Here is a 19,314-nt window from a genome sequence, read left to right as displayed (position 1 = left end):
TGAGGTTGGTTGGCGGGAGCAAATAATGGGGGCAGGTTTGCAATGGCACGCACTCGCGCCTATTAGCAGAAAAAAGGATACCGGAAGCTTTGCGGGCTTCCGGTATGCTGTGAAGAACCTGTCTTATTTCTTCTTCTTATGACGGTTCTTTCTCAATCTCTTTTTACGCTTATGCGTAGCGATCTTATGACGCTTTCTTTTTTTACCACAAGGCATATTCTGTTAACAGTTTAAGATTACCAATTTATTATTTGCTCAGTTCAGCAATTCTTTGTGCCACTTCTGTCTTTAATTCAGGAGCCGGTATCAGCGGTAGGCTTTGCTTGTACCATACAATGGCATTGGCTTTATCACCTTTCCGTTCATATACATCGGCCAGCGAAAGTACGGCTTCCAGGTTCTTGGGATCTTGTTTCCACACGTTCTGGAAGCGTTCAATAGCTTTATCCATCTGACCCGATACCAGCGATGCATGACCCAGGGTTAGCTGGGCATACACATTGTTGGCATTGCGTTCTACCACCTTGCGGATGCGGCCAATGCCTTCCATGGGGGTGGCGCCGATGCCACCGTAGAGGAGGGTTGCACCCAATCCTACTTCGGAGGAGTCGTTTGCCGGGTTCAGTTTCAAAGAACGTTCAAACAGGTCGCGGGCCTGGAGGGCTTTCCATTGCTTGAGAGCAGGATCCTCTTCGGCGCGCAGGTTGTTTAAAAACAAATGGGCAGCAAAGGTGAGGGAATTTTCTGAATTTTCCAACCGGGCTTCTTCTGCCTTATAAAAAGCATAAGGTTCAAACACACGACCGGTGTCGTACCAGAAGCGGGAGAGCTGGTGATAGAGGTGAATTTTTTGCTCCTGTACATCGCCGCGGGTAATGCTTTGCTCCAGCATGGCGATGCGGGCAGCACGGTCAGGGCTAAGGGTTTGACGGGCACGGGCCAGCACGGTATCGGTTGAAAGCGCTTCGGCAGCACCGCCGGCAGCAGCAGGAGCCGCCGCTTCGGCTGCATGGTCGTGGCCTTCGTGCGAGAGCTTATTGGCCCCAAAAATAGAATCCTGTGTAGCGGCGTACAATCCTAGGGTAAGCAGGAGGGCGGCGCCGGCTGTAATCCACTGGCTTTTGTTCACGAAAAAAATTTTGGCAAAGATAGCAGCCAGCAGGGCTCGGAAGCCTGCAACAGGAGAATTGGCTAAATATTGACGGGGAAAGTAGCGGGAATAGGAATGCGGATTATTAATTATTGGATTATTGATTATTGGCTACAGGTGAAGTGTAAACGCAATAATCAATAATCAGTAATCAATAATTTTTTGCACGGCAGCAACTGGGGGCTTAGTCCTGTACGGCACTAACTTTCTTGATCTCAGCTACAAACTCCTTGGCGGGTTTGAAAGCAGGGATGTGGTGCTCGGGGATGTGCACGGCTACGTTTTTCTTAATGTTGCGTCCGATTTTGGCAGCACGCTTCTTGGTAACGAAAGAGCCAAAGCCCCGGATGTAAATGTTTTCGCCCTTGGAAAGAGAGTCCTTGATCTCCTTGAACATTGACTCAAGGGTAACGAGTACGTCCACCTTGGGAATGCCTGTCTTTTCGGATATCTGATTGACCAGGTCTGCTTTTCTCATAATCGGGTTTACGTTTTTTTGATGAAAGCAATATAAAACTAAAATAAGTGATTGTCAATACAATACAACAATATTATCGGCTGAACTGTTTAAACCGCCGTTGGCTATGAAGAAAGAAACGGTAATGGATAATGCTCAGCTGCTGGAAAGAGGGTACCGGTTTGGACAGGAACTCCTGGCCTGGAACAGCCACGACAATAAGCGGCAGATGCCCTGGAAGGGTGAAAAAGACCCGTATAAGATCTGGCTTTCCGAGATCATGCTCCAGCAAACCCGCGTGGAGCAGGGGCTGCCCTATTTTGAAAAATTCATTGCTGCCTACCCCACCATCCGCCAGCTTGCCGATGCACCCGACCAGGAAGTGTTTAAGCTGTGGGAAGGGCTTGGCTACTACAGCCGCTGCCGCAACCTGCTGGCAACAGCCCGCTATATTGCCTATGAGCTGGATGGCATTTTTCCCAATAAATATGAAGATATCCTGGCCTTGAAAGGCGTGGGACCCTATACTGCCGCGGCCATTGCCTCATTTGCCTACAACCTGCACCATGCCGTGCTGGATGGCAATGTATACCGGGTGCTCAGCCGCATACATGGCATCGGAACACCTACCGATAGCGCCGTAGGGAAAAACTTATTTACTACCCTGGCGCAGGCGCAATTGCCTGATGGGAAGGCCGCCGCTTACAACCAGGGCATCATGGATTTTGGCGCTACGGTGTGTAAGCCCCTGCCCGAGTGCAGTACCTGTTTTTTTGCCGACGATTGTGTGGCCTTTCAAACCGGCAGACAGCTGGCGCTGCCCATTAAGGAAAAGCAGTTGCAGGTGTCGGACCGCTTCTTTTTTTACCTGGTGCTGGAGCACGAAGGAAAGGTGGCGGTGCGGCAGCGTCAGGCAAAAGATATCTGGCTGGACCTTTTTGAGTTTTTGCTTATAGAAACCCCGGAACCCGCCAGCTGGCAATTGGTAGCCGCCGAACTGGAACATGCCTGGGGGCTATCGCCCGAAAGCTACCAGCGGGTTGGTACCCGTTATGTGGTCAAACAAAGACTGACACACCAACTGGTACACCTTTCTTTTGAACGGTTGGCCCTAAACCATACAATTGAGCTGCCCCAATTGCAATGGGCAGATAAAGCTGCACTGGAAAATTTCCCGTTTCCAAAAGCCATTAAAGAATATGTGCTCGCTGAACTGTGATCTTTTGCATGACGATATCAGGCACGCTGTAGTGCACCCGAAAAAGTTTTACGGGCTGCGCCACAATTGACGCGGTGCAGCCAATGCAGCAGGCTTGGTTACCCGCAAGACCAGTTTTACCGAGCCAAGCGTTGGTGAAATGCAGTTTTAGTAAAAGGTTGATCCATGATTAGTTGCAGCTGTCACGGAATGGGATGAACGACAAATCAGAACGGGTTTCTTAATTCTGGCGGGGGTTATCCGGCGCCGCATTCCGGCGTAAACACAAAGGGGTTAATGGCCCTTTTTTTGATAATCTTTTCTAACTTAGGAAAGCCGATTTGTTCGACGAACGTTCCACTTACCGAATAAACAGAATCTTATGCGAGGCGTTAACCGTGTGATGCTTATAGGCAACTTGGGAAAGGATCCGGATATTCAATTTTTAGAGGGCAATATCGGTGTGGCGAAGTTCCCGCTGGCGACTACCGAAACTTTCAAGGACCGCAGCGGCAAACTGGTATCGCAAACCGAATGGCATACCGTGGTATTGTGGCGGGGCCTGGCCGAACTGGCGCACAAATACCTGCATAAAGGCAGCTTGGTGTACATTGAAGGCCGCCTGCGCACCCGAAGCTGGGAAGACAAGGACGGCAACCGGAAGTTTGCCACCGAAGTAGTAGGTGACAACCTGATTATGCTGGACAAGCGCCACGACGGCAGCGGCCAGCATGGCTCCCTGCCGCATGAAGGTGGCCTGGAAGGTATGTCCTCCTCCGATGCGCCCATTCCGGAGCCTACACCCGACATACCTTTTTGACGGGATAAAACATAATTTTGCTTTTAAGTTCATAGGCAGGTTTAAAAGACCTGCCTTTTGAATAACTTTTCACCAAATAAATACGCTTGGATCACAGTACGGCCAGTCATGGATTCCACCTTTTAGCCATCAACCCCCAGAGTACCGTCTTTCTTGCGGTGTTGTTGCTGATCCTTTTGCTGTTGAGTTTTATCGCTTCGGGCGCCGAGGTCGCCTTGTTTTCGTTGCTCCCCAAGGACGTAAACATGCTCAAAACAAAGCAGCATGCCGCCGCCCGCCGCATCACCACCCTGCTCGATGAGCGGAAAGCGGTATACACTTCCCTGCTGATGGCAGGAACCATCTTCGATATCAGTATCATCATCCTGGGCAATTACCTGCTCACCCCGGTTTTGCAGTTGGGTACCGTGCACATCATCGTTCCCATCAACATCGACCTGCTGGTAAAAATTCTGGTGATGGCCTTTGTGATCGTGCTGCTGGGCAAGATCCTGCCCAAGGTTTGGGCTACCCAGAACAATCTCCGTTTTGCCTACAGCACTTCGGCTGTAGTAGAAGGTATTCACCTTTTATTGCGCCGCATCTCCCTGCGCATGGTGGATATAGCCGAAAACATCAGCCAGGTGAGTGGCGCCAACCAGCAGCAAACCCGCAGTGTGCGTGAGTTGGATGAGGCCATTGATGTAAATACGGTAGAAACGACCGATGAAGAAAAAAATATCCTTAAAGGCATTGTGAAGTTTGGCAACATCAATGTGCGGCAGATCATGCGTTTCCGCCTTGATGTGAATGGTATTGAATACAGCACCTCTTTTCCCGAACTGCTTGGGAAGGTGGAAGAGTTGCATTATTCGCGCCTGCCTATTTACCGGGGCAGCATGGACGATATTGTTGGCGTAATCAATACCAAGGACCTGGTGCCCCATATGGAGAACACCAGTTTCGATTGGCACAGCCTGATCAGGCCGACCTTCTTTGTTCCCGAGTCGAAACTGATCAAAGACCTCCTCCAGGAATTTCAGCACAAACGCATTCACTTTGCTATTGTGGTAGATGAATTTGGCGGAACCAGCGGTATCGTTACCATGGAAGACATCCTGGAAGAAATTATTGGCGATATCCATGACGAGTTTGACGAAGAGGAAAGCGGAATCCAAAAGATCACCGACAACAGCTACATCATCGATGGCAAAATGATGCTTTACGATATGTGCCGGCACCTTGGCCTTAGCCTGGATACTTTTGATAAGGTGAAAGGGGAAAGCGATTCCGTTGGCGGGCTGGTGCTGGAAATTGCAGGCGAGTTTCCGCAAGCCAATGAAGTGCTTACCGCCGGCGATTTCCAGTTTAAAGTGCTGAATGTGGAACGCAACCGCATCGGCAGCGTACAGGTAACCATTGCGCAACGCGAGGAAGCCTGAGGGCAGTTCTTAGTTCATAGTTTAAAGTTCAAAGTCTGATGAGCGGTATGGGTATCCGGTTTTTGATGTTTTTTTCCTGTGTGCTGTTTTTGCTTGCCTGCAACTCCGATTACACACCCAAGCCACGCGGTTATTTTAAAATCGGCATGCCCGATAAGCGGTACCAAACCTTCAATCAGCAGGGTTACCCTTATACTTTCCAGTACCCAGCTTACGGTGTGGTGGTAAAAGACAGTACCTTCTTCGAAAGCCGGCCCGAGAATCCCTATTGGATCAATATCGATTTCCCGCAGTTTGGCGGCCGCATCCATATCAGCTACAAAGAAGTGGAGCCAAACAATTTTGATTCGCTGGTAAACGATGCCTTTACCCTTTCGTATAAACAACACACGTATAAAGCCTCCGCCATCGAGCCCGAGCCATTTGTGACTCCTAAGGGCTTATCGGGAGTTTTCTTCAATCTGAAAGGCAATACCGCTACAGCCAGCCAGTTTTTTATCACCGACTCTACCCGCCATTTTTTACGCGGCGCCCTTTACTTCAGCGCCACGCCCAATGCCGATTCTTTGCAACCGGTAAATGATTTCCTGCGTAGAGATTTGCAGCAGCTGATTAATACATTGGAGTGGAAAAAATAATGTGCTAATTAGCTAATGTGATAATGTGCTAAGGGGTGCTGGCATTGACTTGTCACTCCATTAGCATCAGAGCAAAATTTTTGGCACATTGGCTAATTAGCACATTAGCAAATTAGCTTTCCATCAATTTCGCCAAATCTATCGGCTCCAACCCTTTCCTTGCCGGTCCGGTAAGCAGCTGTCCATCGGGGGAAAAGCGCGAGCCATGACAGGGGCAATCCCAGCTTTTTTCGGCGCGGTTCCAGCCTACGGCGCACTTGGCGTGCGGGCAGATCGGATCTACGGCATGTAGCTTCCCGGCTTCGTCTTTATACAGGGCAATGGACTCGCCTTCAAACTTTACCACTTTGGCTTCGCCGGGTGCCAGATCGGCCAGCACAGCTATTTCTTCCTGCGAAAAACGCTTGCTGAAAAACTCTTTCACCACATCTACGTTCTCTTTTACAAACTCGGTAAAACCTGCAATAGGCTTTACCCTCCTTGGATTGAAGAGGGTGGCGTATTCGCTTTGTTTTTGCAGGATCATCTGCGATAGCGTAATGGCCGCAATATGGCTGTAAGTGATGCCATTGCCGCTATATCCTGCTGCCACAAGGATGTTGTCGTGGGTGCCTGGGTTGAGGCCGATATAGGCAAGGCCATCACTTGGCTCAAAGTATTGTGAGGACCATTTGAATGCTATTTCCTTTACATCGTAATGGCGGCGCACATGTGCCTCCAGCCGGTCGAAACAGGCTTCGGTATTTTCTTCGTGTGCCGTTTTATGATCTTCGCCGCCTACAATAAGGTAACGCCTGCCATCCGTTTCCTGCGTGCGGTAGTAATAGTAAGGATCGTACATGTTATAAGCCAGCGATTCGGGGTACTGGCTTTCGTTGTTCAGCGTTACCGCCATGGCATAGCTGCGGTAGGGGTGTGCCCTGAAGTGCAGCAGGTTGATGCCGCCGGGCGGAATATGGGTTGCATACACCAGGTACTTGGCTTTGATCACACCCATGCTGGTTTCGGCTTCCAGCATCAGCTCGTCGCCCCCAACATGGCCAACCGTACAGTTTTGCAGAATAACACCGCCTAAGGCTTCAAACTCCTTTGCTAATGCAAATACATACTTTGTGGGATGGATCTGCGCATTGCGGGGATATACGATGGCTTTCTGGAAATCGGTGGGAATAGGAATGCTGTCGGCATAAGCTACATAGGCACCCGCTTCCAGCGACGCTTCCATCATTTTATTTAACTGGCTCACCTGCTCGTCGGTTTGGGCATACACATAGGCATCCCGCTCGCTGAATTCACAGTCGATATTGTAAGTTTTTACATGGTGGGCAAAAAGCTCAATGGCCTGCCGGGTAGCCCGTGCCACGGTTTGGGCGCCCTCCACCCCAAAGTCCTGGCGGATGGTATGGTAGTCGGTGTCAAAAAAGGAATTGATATGCGAGGTGGTGCCGCCGGTTGTCCCAAAGCAAAGGGTCTGGGCTTCGGCCACCACACAACGCAGCCCGCCCTGTTGCAGCAGCAGGGCCGTAGTAATACCGGTAATGCCACCACCTACAATCAATACATCCACCACATCGGTAGGCAGGGTACTGTTCTGTGGCTGGTAGTCGGGAAGGTTGTGCTGCCAAAGGCTGGTAGTTGCGCCATCGCGTTTCATATGATTCCTGTTTGGCGGAAGTCATAAAAAAATGGTACCAGCAACCGGAACCGATGATCATGCAAATCTGCGGTTCCTAGTCGAATGTATACCGGTACGTCCGGTGCACCTTATCCCGTACCGCACCGGTTGCTTCGTGTATGGACATCATCTTGTCGTTGAAATCGCCTACCCAGGCCAGTTCTACGCCTTTGATGGTGCCGCGGGGCACCACTTCCTGTTGGAGGCACTGGATCAGCGCCGACTCAACGCCATGGTTCTGGTATTTCTTTTTGCAGCCCATGATGATAATGCGGAGGCGGTCGATGGTCGTGGTGTTTTTATACCACAGGAATTTCAGTTTACCCAACAGGTCGAGCTTGCCGTTTACATGACGCAAAATCTGGTTTACATCAGGCAGGCACAGTACAAAGGCAATAGGCGCTTCGTTGTGATAGGCAAACCAGATGATCTTTTCATCCATGATGGGCTTCATCTCGCGAAATGAATCCTTGATGCTGCCCATATCAATGGGGACGAAGTTTTCAAAATCCTGCCAGGCATCGTTGTAAATCTCCCTGAAATCGGCTGCAAACTTGTCGAACTGACGGATATCAAAATGCCGGAAATCATAGCCTGGCTTTTTGCGGATCCAGTTGGCAATTTTGGTAAAGCGTTCGGGCAGGGGCTTGGTCGCATCCAGGAAGTTAGTCAGCTGATCATAAGCCTTGGTAAAGCCATATCCTTCAAAAAACTCCTGGTAGTAGGGCGGGTTGTAGTTCATGCCCATGCTGGGTGGTTTGAAGCCTTCTACCAGCAGTCCCCAGAATTTGTCATTCTCGCCAAAGTTGATCGGGCCTTCCATGCCTTCGAGGCCTTGCTGTTGTATCCAGCTGCGCGCGGTATCCAGCAGGAGGTGCGCAGCACCGTTGTTATACATGCATTCAAAGAAACCAACACCACCCATGCGGTGTCCTGCGGCTACTTTTTTGTGGTTGATAAAGGCAGCGATACGGCCAATGGCCTTACCTGCCTGGTTATACAACACCCAGCGGGTGCAGGTGCCATGGGAGAAGAAGGAGTTGGTGGCAGGCAGGAAAATATTACGCACTTCCTGCTCCAAAGGGCAGATCCAGTTGCGATCGTTGCGGTAAATCGACCTGGGTAGTTGGATGAAATCGTCTTCTGTGCGTCTGCTATTTACTTCCACCAGCTTCATAGCGCAAAAATAATCGCGGATGGTTGGATTGGTGGTGATTGCAGGATTTAATTGATTGCAGGCAAATTGTTTTGCATGTATGGCCGCTGAGCGGTATGAAGTGCATGTTTCACCAGCGGTCCGCTTCAGGAATGTCTGTATCGTCCTTACGCAGCTGTTGCCGGCTTTGTTCCTTAGCTGCCTGCCGCCGCAGCAACAGTGCCGCCAGCAAACGGCCTGCGTCTTCCTGTGGCGCCTGCTGCAGTATGCTGCGCACTTCCTTTTCCGGGACATCTACCCGGTATAAAAAATAAACCAGGCCTTCAAAGTCGTGCAAGACCAGGGCATTCAACAAGGCCGCCAGCTTGTCTATATCACCTGCGCTGCGCTGTTGGTTCTGTAAAATGGAAAGTGCTGCATCTGCTTGCATGGCTTTGGGGTTTGCTTAAATGAGGAATAGCCTTTGTTATATTCTTTGCTCACAGATAGCACTGGTGACCCAGATGTGAATAACGGAAGGTTCATTCGTATGAAAACATATCTGTGTTATCTGTGCCATCTGTGAGAAACTTCTCTAAAACTTTTCTACTACACCCAGCCCAAACAGGGCAAAGTCATACTTCGCCGGGTCGTTGGCATCATATCGTTTAAGGTTGGCCGTTAGTTCAATGCCTGAAAGCCAGTCCACCTGTTTCCGGTCAAGCAACTGGAATCGTTTGGCTACCCGCGCTACGTGTACATCAATAGGACAAATAAGTTGCGCAGGTTTGATCTTTTTCCAAATGCCAAAATCCACACCTTGCTTGTCCTTGCGTACCATCCACCGCAGGTACATATTAAGGCGTTTGCAGGTAGAGCCTTTAAAAGGTGCGGCCACATGCTTGGCGGTTCGGGATGGTGCATCGGGCAGCGAAAAGAAATAGCTGTAAAAACCATTCAGTGCGCCTTCAATATTTTCATCGCCCGGTTGCATGCCACGGGTAAAAGCAGTTTCCAGGCTATCGTGTTGCTCGTAATGGTGCCGCAGGAACTCAATAAAATACAGCAGGTCGGTGGTGTTGAATGTTCGGTGTTTGAAGTGTAGCAATTTGCGCAGGTCATCATCACTGTGTTGTTGTATGAACTCATAGGGAGCGTTGTCCATCAGTTGCATCAGTTGGGTGGCTTTGTTGATGATGATGGTGCGGTTGCCCCATGCAAAAAGTGCTGCAAACAAACCGGAGATTTCAATGTCCTGCTGGGTACTGAAACGGTGCGGAATGGAAATAGGATCGGAAAGGATAAATGCAGGCGTATTGTACTCTGCTACTTTACGGTCCAGAAATGTTTTGAAATCCCTTTGTTCCACCCTGCAAAGATAAGCCCCGCCGGATGAGGCAGGGCTTTGGAGGTTTAGGAATGTTGGGCAGCAAAGGCCAGGATTTTTTCGGCAAACCACTGCGGCTCTTCCTGGAAAGAAGCATGCCCGCCGATATAGTGTACGGTCGTTTGTTTGGGAAAGTGGAAGGATTGATAATGCCGGATGCCGATGGCATAGTCCTGCCTGCCGGTAATCACCAATACGGGGCATTTTATATTGGCGGTGAGCGGTGCAAAATCATTCCAGTATTCGGGTACCTGCCATACACTGGAAGCAAAGTCGCGGTTGTAGCGCGGAACACTTAGGGTAACCGAATCGTTGATGATCTTTTCGGCAGCATTGCGAAACATTAATTTGTACCAGAGGTTGCGTTCGCTCAGTTTATCATGTACTGCCCATACTCTTTCGTTGAGTGCTTTGTTGGTATCGCGAAATGCAATTTGGTCAGTAATGGCCATTTCCTGTAAACCAAATTCGAGGTGGCTGCTCATGGATGCCTGCATGTTTACCGTGCCGTGAATCATGTACAACTCCGTTACTGTGCGGGGATGATGGGCGGCATAGGAGGTGATGATTATGCCACCGAAAGAATGCCCCATCACCGCCCACTGTTTGTATCCAAGTGCAGTGCGTATTTCTTCCAGGTCTTTTTCGATGCGTTGCAATGAGTAGTTCTTATTGTGTGCCGAGTCAGAGCGGCCGCTGCCTCTTTGATCGAAGTAAATCATCCGCATCTTTTCTTCGATCATTGCCGCACCGGGAAAGGCTTCAAAGTAGTAGCTGGTAGAGCCCGGCCCGCCATGTACAAACAGGCAGGGTTTGCCTTTGCCGGCCACCCGTACATATAAGCGCACCGTGTCGGATGTGGTAAAATAAAAAGTGGAATCAACAGCGAAGGAACTTAAATACAGCAGGCTGGCAAGAATCAGCGTCAAGGGTTTCAGTAAGGTTGTTTTGCTCATGATAGCCCATCAGACGCAGGCGGGAAAGCATTGGTTACAATTCCTTGTAAAAACAAATGCCGGTGTGAACAACACCGGCATTTGCAACGAATTTTCGATCCTTTAACCAATCGCCTGGTTCAGGTCTTCAATCAGGTCGTCTGCATCTTCAATACCCACACTAAGGCGGATAAGGGAATCGGTCAAGCCATTTTTAATCCTTTCTTCACGGGGTATGGAAGCATGGGTCATTGAGGCAGGATGGTTGATCAGCGACTCTACACCACCAAGGCTTTCCGCAAGTGCAAATAGTTTGGTGCTGGATAGTACACGGCGTGCATTTTCCACGCTGTCATCTTTTAAGGTAAAACTCATCATGCCACCAAAATCACGCATTTGCTTTTTCGCAATGGCATAACCAGGATGGTCTTCAAAGCCGCACCAGTATACTTTTTCAACCGCAGGATGATTGCGCAGGAAGTGCGCAATCTGGCGGCCATTTTCGCAATGACGCTGCATGCGTACATGCAAGGTTTTGATGCCGCGCAAAACCAGGAAGCAATCCATGGGGCCGGGTACGGCACCACAACTTTTTTGAATAAAGTACAGTTCATCACGCAACTGCTGATCGTTCAGCATGAGCGCACCCTGGATTACATCACTGTGGCCACCGAGGTATTTGGTAGCAGAGTGCATCACGATATCCGCACCGAGGTCGAGTGGATTTTGCAGGTAAGGTGATGCAAAAGTGTTGTCTACAACCAGGATCAGTTTGTGTTGTTTGGCAATGGCCGACAGCGCTTCGATATCGGCAATGTTCATCAAAGGATTTGTAGGCGTTTCGGCCCAGATCATTTTTGTTTTTTCATTCACCACGGCGGCCACGTTTTGCACATTGGTCATATCCACATAGTGGAAAGTGATGCCAAAACGGGCAAATACTTTTGAGAACAGGCGGTAGGTGCCGCCGTACATATCGGCGCCTGCAATTACTTCATCGCCGGGTTGCAACAATTTGATCACAGCATCGGTAGCGGCCACGCCACTGCCAAAGGCCAGTCCAAACCGGGCGTTTTCAATACCTGCAAATGCCGCTTCAAGCGCAAAGCGGGTAGGGTTTTGCGAGCGTGCATATTCATAGCCTTTGTGGTCGCCGGGAGCGGCCTGTACAAAGGTTGAGGTTTGATAAATGGGGGGCCAGATGGCGCCTGTCGATGGATCGGGCTCAGCGCCGGCATGTATGAACTTGGTACCTAATTTCATGCGTATCGTTTTAAGGGATACGAATGTAGCGAAAAGGAGGTTAGGGGCTGTGCATACCAAGGTGGCTGTTAGCTTGGGCAGGTATCCATCTTGCAAACCGGTAATAAATATCGCCTTGGTGTGCTTTGCGCTTGTATCGTTCCACTTATTTAAACTGTATGGGCAAACGGGCTTCCGCCTGTTCCCAGGATACCAGCAGTTCTGCGCCATTTGCTGCCGCAATAAATACCATGGTGAAATCTTCCAAAGGTTTGGAGGTGGGTGCTACCGGAATCGTAAACCGGTAAGCATCCTGCGTGCTGTCGGTTTGCAAGCCCCAGGTGTACAGGTTATTGTTGAAAACAATGGTCCATTCCTTTGGTTGCGGAATACAGTACAGGATATAGCGGCCTTTTGCTACGGGCTTGTTTTGAATGGTTGCCGGGGCAAACAGTTCTATTTCGGTGGCCTCGTTGGCGCCCAGCCGCCAGGGTTGGCCATAAGGAACCAGGCTGCCAAAGATGGTGCGGCCCTGCCGGTGGGGGCGGCTGTATATTACCCTGGCTAAGGGCGGGTTTACTGCCTTGCCCGAGGTTTTAAGAATGGGATAATCAACGGGGAAGTAAATCATGTCCATTGGAGAACGGTCGATGGGCGAAAGGGCATTGCCGGGTTGTACGGTACTGAGCAGGGAGTCCCGTCGAAGGGTATCGGTGCGGGTATTGTTTTCGTTGCTGCTGCCCATGCAGGATGCCAGCAGAAAAGCTATACCCGCAACAATCATGTTTTTCATGCCGAAAAAATACGACTTCTTGTAATAAAGGTTTGCAGGATACATGATTGCGTGTGTATGTGGTAAATAGAAAGCCCGGAACAGTAAGCTGTTTCGGGCTTTCTATACAAATAGAGGCACGTGCACCGCTTATGCGATGCTTATTTCAATGCGATAGGAAGTGCTACCATGGCATTTTCCCACGCTATGTCCAACAGGATCGTATCGTTTGAACCCTTTTCAAACATCATGGAAAATGCATTTACCGGTGCGCCTGTTTTTTTCACCGGCACCTGTACCCGCACCACATCTTTTTTGTCGTCGTATTTAAATGCGCCCCAGGTGTCGGTGTCCTTGTTCAGGATCAGCGTCCAGGCATCGGTGCTGGGAATAGCGTAAATAGTATACTTGCCTTTAATGATTTTCTTGCCGCCAATTTTTACATCGCGGTACAACTCCAGTTCGGTGGCTTCGTTGGCACCCAGGCGCCATACTTTATTCCACTCTACCAACTCGCCGAAAACAGCGCGGTTATTGGCCATGGGGCGGCTGTAAATAACACGGGCAACCAAAGGCTCCGTGGCTTTGTCCTGGATTTTGAGTACCGGGTAATTGGCGGGATAATAACACATGTCGAGCGGCGATTTGTCCACTTCGGGCAAACGCGCTACCACACTAAGGGCAACTGGCGTAGGGGCAGGTGCAGTAGCTTCTGTTTGTGCCTGGGCGCCCACACCAGAAAGGGCAATAGCAAGGGAAAAGAAAACACGCTTCATGTGTAAAGGATTGGGGCGTAAAATTAAGGAATCAGTTGTTGGGTAACGATTTGGCAGGATCAATCAGTTCTTCAAAGGCGCCTTTTGCAAAATGTTTAACATCCGCAATCATGTGCCGGTACTGGATGCCCAGGTCTGCTTTGTTTGCCAGCAACACCGCTAAAGCCTTACTGCCGTCATCGGTTATGGAAGCACGCCGCATCAGTCCCTGCAGGCTGCGGTAAATACCCTGCTCCGATTTATAATTATACAACCAGTTGTCTCTTTTCATATAGGGCAACATCGCTACCAATGGCGATGGCAGCAGGTAATGAAACTGGTCCAGTATGTTATATGTGTTTTGTGCCAGTTCGCTTAGTTCCTGATCCGTTAGGGTTTGTTCATCGGAAGCAAGGAAGTGGTCGTATACCACATCTACAATAGGTGCGCTATACAGGCGGTATGCAGGCCTGAAAAATTCTTTGGCTGCCAGTGTAGCGGGGTGCCTGTCGGTATAATCATCAATCAGCCGGTGCAGCTTGATGCCTTTTTGTATGTCTTCGGGATACTGGTACTGCGTTTTGCCTTTTACAAAATCGGAGATCATATTGCCTACCAGTATTTCGGGATGGCCAAAAGAAAGATATGCATGTCCGAGAAAATTCATTGGTTCAAGGTACTGCATGTTCATTTACCGTTCATCATGGTGTATGGATGCTGCAGGTTAAGCTTGTGCAAAGAAAACAGGAATGCCTTCTTCCGCTTTTCACTAACAAATACAAACAAGCTGCTGCCGATGGATTGTTGCCCCTGTAGCATGAATCAGGATGATTGTCGGTTCAATTGTAGTTGGTGCGCAAACCTGCTGCCAGCAAGGGTTTGCAGCGCGTGGCTTGTCTCCGTTCGTCCCATCGTTAAACCTTTTAACAGCGGCTTCCGCCCTTCACAATTTGCTTGATGCCGGGTGTAACAGATGGTAGTTTTGAATCGTCGAAAGAGACAAATAAACAAAACATACAAAACCAATAAACAACTTGTTATGAAACCCTTATTCATCCTGATGACCGTAGTAAGTTCTTTTTTTGCTACTGCATCCCACGCCAACAATGAAGTAGTATCGCCACACGCGGTACGTTCTTTCAACCGTTCTTTTGCCGGTGCCCGCGAAGTGCAATGGAGCCAGGAAGCAGACCTGTACAAAGTGTCCTTTCAGGTATCCGGGCAGCATGCCAATGCTTTTTACGATAGCAATGGTCACCTGGTAGTAATCACCCGCAACATCAGCCCGCTGCAACTGCCCGTAGTGTTGCTGGCAACGGTTAAAAATGATTATTCCAAACAGTGGATCTCTGACCTTATTGAAGTGTCCGATGATAGTGGTACCTACTACTATATCACTCTGGAAGACGGAAGCCAGAAGGTTATTCTGAAATCGGAAGGCTCCAGCCGCTGGGTGCGTCACCAAAGAATTGAAAAATAACCAAAACTGCTGTTTTGCTTGTGTGTGTTATCCCGCGAGGCCTGGGTGCCTTGCGGGATTTTTTTGACCAATGATGTGCAGGATGGTAAAGAATAAAAGCTGGATATTCCTGCTGTCAGCGTAGCCGGATAGCGGCAATTGGAAATCAGACTGGTTAGGTAGGCCAATTTATAGATAGCCGGCCGGAGCGGCATAAAAGGTATACTTAATGTTTGCCTGCCTGCACAGAAATTTAACGCCTGTTTTCGGCGCTACTATGTGAATGCTTTATTTTTGCCGCTCAATTTTTCCAACATGAGCAAAGGACCTGTTTCCCAATTTATACAACACCATTACCGCCACTTCAACGCGGCGGCCCTGGTAGATGCGGCTAAAGGTTACGAAACCCACCTGATGGAAGGTGGCAAGATGATGGTAACCCTGGCAGGTGCGATGAGTACTGCGGAGCTGGGTGTGTCACTGGCCGAGATGATCCGCCAGGACAAGATCCACAGCATCAGCTGTACCGGTGCCAACCTGGAAGAAGACATCATGAACCTGGTAGCCCACAACCATTACGAGCGCATCCCCAACTGGCGCGACCTGACGCCGCAGCAAGAGTGGGACCTCCTGGAGCGTGGCCTCAACCGGGTTACCGATACCTGTATTCCTGAAGAAGAGGCTTTCCGTACCATCCAGCAGCACATCCACAAAATCTGGAAAGACGCGGATGACAAGGGTGAGCGTTATTTTCCCCATGAGTTTATGTACCAGCTGCTGAACAGCGGCGCGATGAAGGACAGCTACCAGATTGATGTAAAAGACAGTTGGATGATTGCCGCTGCCGAGAAGAACCTGCCCATCGTGGTAGGCGGCTGGGAAGACAGCACCATGGGCAACATCTTCGCTTCTTACGTGTACAAAGGCGAGCTGAAAGCTTCTACCATGAAGAGCGGTATCGAGTACATGGTGTGGCTGGCCAACTATTATAAAGACAACAGCGCCGGTAAAGGCATTGGTTTCTTCCAGATTGGCGGTGGTATTGCCGGTGATTTCCCCATCTGCGTTGTGCCCATGATGTACCAGGATCTGGAAATGCATGAAATTCCTTTCTGGAGCTATTTCTGCCAGATATCCGATTCTACTACTTCCTATGGTTCTTACTCGGGTGCACACCCCAACGAAAAGATCACCTGGGGTAAGCTCGACATCCACACACCCAAGTATATCATCGAAAGCGATGCTACCATCGTAGCGCCGCTGGTGTTTGCTTATATCCTCGGTTGGTAAGAACCGCAGATTTGTATGATCCGGAATGAGTGGTATGCCTTAGGTCAGCAGTCATTTTGAAAGCTTGCACCTGTGGTGTGCAGGATTTTTTGCAAGGATTGAAAGGAATTGCGGGTTGCTCGGAGGTAAAGTGATCCAGATAAAGTAAATGATACCTGTAATTCATTCCTGATACGAAAAGCCCCGGAGTATTGCACTCCGGGGCTTTTGGTTTATAGAAACCATTCCTTTTAGCTTTCAACAGCGTCTCTGCGGGTGCCCAACAAGGAAAGTACCCCAACGGTAAGCGATACGGCACCCATCAGCAACAGGGTATTTCTTGCCCGCTTATTGTTTTGCACTTTTAATAACCAGGGCGCAGCAACCGATGCGATACCGAGGGCCAGGTCAATACCCAGGTGGGCCTTATAGGGCAGCACTTTGGCGGCACCCCATTCTGCATCGGTGAGCAGTGCATAGGAAAGGGCGCCAACAGCCGCCGCCTTGCAGGCCACATTAGCCTGGGGTACCATACTGAAGCCTGCCAGCCTGGGCGCAAGCCATACAAGGGGAGCGTAGGCATAATCAGCAATGCCGTGTTGTTTTCTTTTTATCCCAATCATAATCTTGTTTTCTGGAGGCGTTGCAACAAAGAAGCCAGTCTTTAGGACATCGGTATGGCCTTCTTTTTTGTAGCCAGATGAACTGCTCCTTTTATCGCCTTGCCTATTGCTGCAAGACCAGCCAAACCGCCCAGGGTGATCAAAATATAAAAAGCAAGCAGTGGGTCGCGGGCCACACCTCCTGAAGCCAGGAGCAGGGTGCCTGCCACCAGTACCAATCCATAAGCAGCACCTTTCACAAGCATGATGGTTGCTACAGTAGCAGCCCAATAGCGGCGGTGCCATAAACCATGTACTGCAATAAGACAGGAAGGGACCACCAGCGTGAGGTCCAGGGCATATACAATGGCGGTTGGGTGCCCGGTTTGCGGGATGATGGCCGGCAACCTCCCTGTATTGATAAAGGCAAAGATGGGGGGCGTTTCCACCCCGATCAGCATCAGGCCTATTACCAGCAGGTAGGCCATTGCATACCGCCTGCTGTATGTAGATAATGGGATGTTTAACGCACAGGTATGCTGTACCAGCAGCAGGAGACTGTACAGCCCGCAAATAACAACTAGTACATAAAGCAGAAACAACTTGTTGAAGGCTGCGCCAAAAAGGTAAAAGGCATAATTATATACCAGGTAAGCCATCAGGCCCGTCCATACCATTTGTGCCAGTTTACTTTTTTTGAAACTTAGGTAAACAGAAAGTATCAATGCAGGCAGTACAACCGCTAAGGTTACCCAGTCATTGGCAAGCCAGGCTGTGCGTACAAATGCATTGTCGCGGTATACACCCGGAACACCGATGCCCAGGCCTGAAGCAAGTGCAGACAGCAAGGCTGCGCTACCGGTAAATACCAACAGCCTGGCTGGGAATGATTGTGTTTTCATACCCATTGTTTTTGGTGTATAGCTGCAAGCTGTTTGTGCCATAACAGCACCTTGCCATCGTGGCGATAAACGATATATGCTGCCCAGCCCACAATAAGCGAAAAAGGAAAAGCGGAACCTACCATCAGCGGGATGATGGCAGCAAGAAAGATCATGGTTCCTATACATGCCCACCGCACCCACCAGCCCTGCAGCAGCATACCGAAAGCAATAAGCAATTGTCCAAAAGCAATTGCCGGTACCATGATGTGGTTGTGCCTGCTGAACCAGCCCAATATAAACCTGCGATAAAAGGGAAGCGCAAACTGTGCAATGCCCAGGTAGCTATCCGGGTGGGTAAGTCCAAGGTAACCATTGATGCCTGCAGCCCCAGAGAATAGCAAAAAGAAGAGCAGGCGTGCCAGCCGGGTATTTTTCCAGGCTGCCAGTAAAAAACAAAGGGCCACTGCCTGCGCAATAAGGTAAGGAGTAAGATTTTCGTTCAAGCCGTTCATGGTGCAATGGTTAAAAATGTTCATGCTCCTGAGCCTGTTGCTCCGGGCATCGCTACAAATATTGCTGGTGCAATACAGGCCTCACAATGACAGCCATCATGTACGTACTTGAGCTTTCGGAAATTTGCAGCATGCGAACAAGGCCTGGAAACAAATACTGCCGGGTATGGCATAGTCTTTTGGCATTTATCCATAAACCCAATATGGAAAATGCACAAAAGCGCTATGCGCTCATTACCGGTGCCAGCAGTGGCATTGGATACGAACTGGCCAGGCTATTTGCTTCGGACGGCTACCCGCTGATCCTAATCGGCCGCGATAAACAAACCTTGCAGGAAAAAGCCGGCGAGCTTTCCGGCACCCACGGCGTAGAGGTAATCACCATCGAAAAAGATTTGTTTTACCCGATGGCGGCCCAGGAAATCTATGACGAGGTGCAATCGAAAGGATTGACCGTAGATGTGCTGGTAAACGATGCAGGCCAGGGCAATTACGGGTTGTTTGTTGAATTGGATTTACCCCGGCTGCTCGAGATCATTCAGCTGAATGTTTCCTCGCTGGTGGCACTTACCCATTATTTTTTAAAGGACATGGTATCGCGTAATGAAGGCAAGATTCTGCAGGTGGCATCTATTGCTTCCGAAGTGCCCGGCCCCCTGCATGCCGTGTATCATGCCACCAAGGCATTTGTGCTTTCCTTTACCGAATCGCTGGTAAATGAACTGAAGGATTCGGCGGTAACCATCACTGCACTGCAACCCGGTGTTACCGATACCGATTTCTTTGAAAAAGCCGATTTCCCCGATGATCTTAAAATCAGGGAAAAAGACAGCATGTCCGATCCGGCAAAAGTGGCGAAGGATGGTTATGCAGCCCTGATGAAAGGGGATGATAAAATCGTATCGGGACTGAAGAATAAAGTGATGACAACGATGAACTATGTAATGCCCGATACCCTGGTTGCCGAACAGATGCGCAAGATGCATGAGCAGCGCAGCGATAA

The 19,314-nt window shown here is 49.7% G+C and carries 21 protein-coding genes; 7 read left to right on the top strand and 14 right to left on the bottom strand.

Going from position 1 to position 19,314, the window contains the following annotated elements; translation table 11 throughout:
• Positions 1-247 precede the first annotated feature (247 nt).
• Together BUE76_RS21135 and BUE76_RS21130 are read right to left on the bottom strand one after the other, a co-directional pair.
• Positions 248-1,129 (bottom strand): tetratricopeptide repeat protein, encoded by an 882-nt coding sequence (locus BUE76_RS21135; protein WP_245798373.1) that lies wholly within the window; start codon positions 1,127-1,129, stop codon positions 248-250.
• Between the two features lie 205 nt (positions 1,130-1,334).
• Positions 1,335-1,628, bottom strand: a complete 294-nt coding sequence (locus BUE76_RS21130; RefSeq protein ID WP_073044180.1) for an HU family DNA-binding protein — start codon at positions 1,626-1,628, stop codon at positions 1,335-1,337.
• Positions 1,629-1,734: 106 nt separating this feature from the next.
• Between BUE76_RS21130 and mutY the strand changes: the two genes are divergently transcribed.
• The 4 genes from mutY to gldD all read left to right on the top strand — a co-directional run bounded on the left by mutY (position 1,735) and on the right by gldD (position 5,684).
• Entirely contained in the window at positions 1,735-2,826 is a 1,092-nt protein-coding gene (mutY, locus tag BUE76_RS21125; protein ID WP_245798374.1) for an A/G-specific adenine glycosylase, read from the top strand.
• A gap of 361 nt (positions 2,827-3,187) precedes the next feature.
• Positions 3,188-3,625 (top strand): single-stranded DNA-binding protein, encoded by a 438-nt coding sequence (locus BUE76_RS21120; RefSeq protein WP_073044182.1) that lies wholly within the window; start codon positions 3,188-3,190, stop codon positions 3,623-3,625.
• Between the two features lie 86 nt (positions 3,626-3,711).
• The gene (gldE, locus tag BUE76_RS21115; RefSeq protein ID WP_158070016.1) at positions 3,712-5,046 is read left to right on the top strand and encodes a gliding motility-associated protein GldE; all 1,335 of its coding nucleotides are present in this window, start codon (positions 3,712-3,714) and stop codon (positions 5,044-5,046) included.
• 65 nt (positions 5,047-5,111) lie between these two features.
• On the top strand, positions 5,112-5,684 hold the full coding sequence (gldD, locus tag BUE76_RS21110; RefSeq protein WP_245798375.1) for a gliding motility lipoprotein GldD: 573 nt from the start codon (positions 5,112-5,114) through the stop codon (positions 5,682-5,684).
• Between the two features lie 112 nt (positions 5,685-5,796).
• On the opposite strand, the gene BUE76_RS21105 is transcribed toward gldD, so the two are convergent.
• From BUE76_RS21105 to BUE76_RS21065, 9 genes are all read right to left on the bottom strand, one after another.
• Positions 5,797-7,338 carry an FAD-dependent oxidoreductase gene (locus tag BUE76_RS21105; protein WP_073044186.1) on the bottom strand — a complete coding sequence of 514 codons (1,542 nt, stop codon included), beginning with the start codon at positions 7,336-7,338 and terminating at the stop codon, positions 5,797-5,799.
• Between the two features lie 76 nt (positions 7,339-7,414).
• Positions 7,415-8,536, bottom strand: coding sequence for an N-acetyltransferase (locus BUE76_RS21100; RefSeq protein ID WP_073044188.1), 1,122 nt, complete (start codon positions 8,534-8,536; stop codon positions 7,415-7,417).
• 109 nt (positions 8,537-8,645) lie between these two features.
• The gene (locus tag BUE76_RS21095) at positions 8,646-8,945 is read right to left on the bottom strand and encodes a hypothetical protein (RefSeq protein ID WP_073044190.1); all 300 of its coding nucleotides are present in this window, start codon (positions 8,943-8,945) and stop codon (positions 8,646-8,648) included.
• Between the two features lie 144 nt (positions 8,946-9,089).
• Positions 9,090-9,863: a TIGR02757 family protein gene (locus BUE76_RS21090; RefSeq protein ID WP_073044192.1), complete on the bottom strand. Its 774-nt coding sequence runs from the start codon at positions 9,861-9,863 to the stop codon at positions 9,090-9,092.
• 44 nt (positions 9,864-9,907) lie between these two features.
• Positions 9,908-10,810, bottom strand: a complete 903-nt coding sequence (locus BUE76_RS21085) for an alpha/beta fold hydrolase (RefSeq protein ID WP_158070015.1) — start codon at positions 10,808-10,810, stop codon at positions 9,908-9,910.
• Positions 10,811-10,939: 129 nt separating this feature from the next.
• Positions 10,940-12,079 (bottom strand): cystathionine gamma-synthase, encoded by a 1,140-nt coding sequence (locus BUE76_RS21080; protein ID WP_073044196.1) that lies wholly within the window; start codon positions 12,077-12,079, stop codon positions 10,940-10,942.
• 145 nt (positions 12,080-12,224) lie between these two features.
• On the bottom strand, positions 12,225-12,896 hold the full coding sequence (locus tag BUE76_RS21075; RefSeq protein ID WP_083596556.1) for a DUF2911 domain-containing protein: 672 nt from the start codon (positions 12,894-12,896) through the stop codon (positions 12,225-12,227).
• Between the two features lie 95 nt (positions 12,897-12,991).
• Positions 12,992-13,606: a DUF2911 domain-containing protein gene (locus BUE76_RS21070; RefSeq protein ID WP_073044198.1), complete on the bottom strand. Its 615-nt coding sequence runs from the start codon at positions 13,604-13,606 to the stop codon at positions 12,992-12,994.
• A gap of 31 nt (positions 13,607-13,637) precedes the next feature.
• Entirely contained in the window at positions 13,638-14,252 is a 615-nt protein-coding gene (locus BUE76_RS21065) for an acyl carrier protein phosphodiesterase (protein WP_073044447.1), read from the bottom strand.
• Between the two features lie 372 nt (positions 14,253-14,624).
• Between BUE76_RS21065 and BUE76_RS21060 the strand changes: the two genes are divergently transcribed.
• Together BUE76_RS21060 and BUE76_RS21055 are read left to right on the top strand one after the other, a co-directional pair.
• The gene (locus BUE76_RS21060) at positions 14,625-15,065 is read left to right on the top strand and encodes a hypothetical protein (RefSeq protein ID WP_073044200.1); all 441 of its coding nucleotides are present in this window, start codon (positions 14,625-14,627) and stop codon (positions 15,063-15,065) included.
• 294 nt (positions 15,066-15,359) lie between these two features.
• Positions 15,360-16,334 (top strand): deoxyhypusine synthase family protein, encoded by a 975-nt coding sequence (locus BUE76_RS21055; protein ID WP_073044449.1) that lies wholly within the window; start codon positions 15,360-15,362, stop codon positions 16,332-16,334.
• Positions 16,335-16,564: 230 nt separating this feature from the next.
• Here the strand turns inward: BUE76_RS21055 and BUE76_RS21050 are convergent, their stop codons facing one another.
• Genes BUE76_RS21050 through BUE76_RS21040 form a run of 3 tightly spaced genes read right to left on the bottom strand, consistent with a single transcriptional unit; the run spans position 16,565 to position 18,311 of the window.
• Positions 16,565-16,936, bottom strand: a complete 372-nt coding sequence (locus tag BUE76_RS21050; protein ID WP_073044202.1) for a hypothetical protein — start codon at positions 16,934-16,936, stop codon at positions 16,565-16,567.
• Positions 16,937-16,977: 41 nt separating this feature from the next.
• Positions 16,978-17,817, bottom strand: coding sequence for a hypothetical protein (locus BUE76_RS21045; RefSeq protein WP_073044204.1), 840 nt, complete (start codon positions 17,815-17,817; stop codon positions 16,978-16,980).
• Positions 17,814-18,311 (bottom strand): hypothetical protein, encoded by a 498-nt coding sequence (locus BUE76_RS21040; protein WP_178371839.1) that lies wholly within the window; start codon positions 18,309-18,311, stop codon positions 17,814-17,816. Before BUE76_RS21040 ends, BUE76_RS21045 begins: the two co-directional genes overlap by 4 nt.
• A gap of 203 nt (positions 18,312-18,514) precedes the next feature.
• Here BUE76_RS21040 and BUE76_RS21035 point away from each other — a divergent pair.
• Positions 18,515-19,314, top strand: an 800-nt coding sequence (locus BUE76_RS21035) for an SDR family NAD(P)-dependent oxidoreductase (protein WP_143313443.1), incomplete at its 3' end; no start/stop codon positions are given.

The organism is Cnuella takakiae (assembly GCF_001953305.1).
Lineage (GTDB): Bacteria > Bacteroidota > Bacteroidia > Chitinophagales > Chitinophagaceae > Flavisolibacter > Flavisolibacter takakiae.
This window is presented reverse-complemented; position numbering and strand designations above follow the sequence as displayed.

Bases quoted from the DNA above. Each gene is read 5' to 3' on its own strand.
- BUE76_RS21070 (WP_073044198.1), bottom strand. From the start codon at position 13,606: ATGAAGCGTGTTTTCTTTTCCCTTGCTATTGCCCTTTCTGGTGTGGGC.
- BUE76_RS21130 (WP_073044180.1), bottom strand. From the start codon at position 1,628: ATGAGAAAAGCAGACCTGGTCAATCAGATATCCGAAAAGACAGGCATT.
- BUE76_RS21060 (WP_073044200.1), top strand. From the start codon at position 14,625: ATGAAACCCTTATTCATCCTGATGACCGTAGTAAGTTCTTTTTTTGCT.
- BUE76_RS21050 (WP_073044202.1), bottom strand. From the start codon at position 16,936: ATGATTGGGATAAAAAGAAAACAACACGGCATTGCTGATTATGCCTAC.
- BUE76_RS21105 (WP_073044186.1), bottom strand. From the start codon at position 7,338: ATGAAACGCGATGGCGCAACTACCAGCCTTTGGCAGCACAACCTTCCC.
- BUE76_RS21040 (WP_178371839.1), bottom strand. From the start codon at position 18,311: ATGAACGGCTTGAACGAAAATCTTACTCCTTACCTTATTGCGCAGGCA.
- BUE76_RS21055 (WP_073044449.1), top strand. From the start codon at position 15,360: ATGAGCAAAGGACCTGTTTCCCAATTTATACAACACCATTACCGCCAC.
- BUE76_RS21080 (WP_073044196.1), bottom strand. From the start codon at position 12,079: ATGAAATTAGGTACCAAGTTCATACATGCCGGCGCTGAGCCCGATCCA.
- gldD (WP_245798375.1), top strand. From the start codon at position 5,112: ATGTTTTTTTCCTGTGTGCTGTTTTTGCTTGCCTGCAACTCCGATTAC.
- BUE76_RS21095 (WP_073044190.1), bottom strand. From the start codon at position 8,945: ATGCAAGCAGATGCAGCACTTTCCATTTTACAGAACCAACAGCGCAGC.
- BUE76_RS21120 (WP_073044182.1), top strand. From the start codon at position 3,188: ATGCGAGGCGTTAACCGTGTGATGCTTATAGGCAACTTGGGAAAGGAT.
- BUE76_RS21100 (WP_073044188.1), bottom strand. From the start codon at position 8,536: ATGAAGCTGGTGGAAGTAAATAGCAGACGCACAGAAGACGATTTCATC.
- BUE76_RS21045 (WP_073044204.1), bottom strand. From the start codon at position 17,817: ATGAAAACACAATCATTCCCAGCCAGGCTGTTGGTATTTACCGGTAGC.
- mutY (WP_245798374.1), top strand. From the start codon at position 1,735: ATGAAGAAAGAAACGGTAATGGATAATGCTCAGCTGCTGGAAAGAGGG.
- BUE76_RS21065 (WP_073044447.1), bottom strand. From the start codon at position 14,252: ATGAATTTTCTCGGACATGCATATCTTTCTTTTGGCCATCCCGAAATA.
- BUE76_RS21075 (WP_083596556.1), bottom strand. From the start codon at position 12,896: ATGTATCCTGCAAACCTTTATTACAAGAAGTCGTATTTTTTCGGCATG.